This window comes from Oleiphilus sp. HI0066 (assembly GCF_001635725.1).
In genome coordinates this window covers 1-543 of sequence record NZ_LWFH01000135.1, presented here as the reverse complement: position 1 = coordinate 543, position 543 = coordinate 1, and the positions used below count along the sequence as shown (strand labels likewise).

General features: G+C 42.9%; 1 protein-coding gene. It reads left to right on the top strand.

Annotation, left to right across the window (positions count from 1 at the left end; translation table 11 throughout):
• Positions 1-532 (top strand): pirin family protein (locus A3738_RS02415; RefSeq protein ID WP_068763319.1); only part of this gene is annotated, 532 nt, incomplete at its 5' end.
• Positions 533-543: the final 11 nt, after the last annotated feature.

Sequence of the window (543 nt, the reverse complement as noted above, 5' to 3'; positions counted from 1 at the left end):
AATCATTTCGTATATTCTTGAAGGTGAAATCGCACATAAAGACAGCACAGGTAATGACTACACTATCCCTGCTGGCGAAGTTCAACGCATGAGCGCAGGTACTGGCGTTAAACATTCAGAATTCAATGCTTCGAATGATTCAGCACTGAAGTTTTTACAGATTTGGATTCAACCAAATGTGCAGAACATTGCGCCAGATTATGAGCAACGTGCAATTGAGCAACAAGGACAACTCACTGCGTTGGTCACGCCAGATCGCGAAGGAGATTCCTTATTCATAAATCAAAATGCGCGTATCTACCGTTTAAGATTGGAAGAAAACGAATCCATTGAGCTCGCAACACGAGGTGAAAACGCCTATCTTCATGTCATTAAAGGGCAAGCCAATATCCAAGGCACAAGCATCTCAGAACACGATGATCTTGAGCTTAATCATGCCGATGCATTAGGCGGATTACTTGAAGGAACGTCGACCATTCAAGTGAGTACGAGATCAACACCACTAGAGGCATTATGGTTTGACTTACCTTAAGTACATCAACG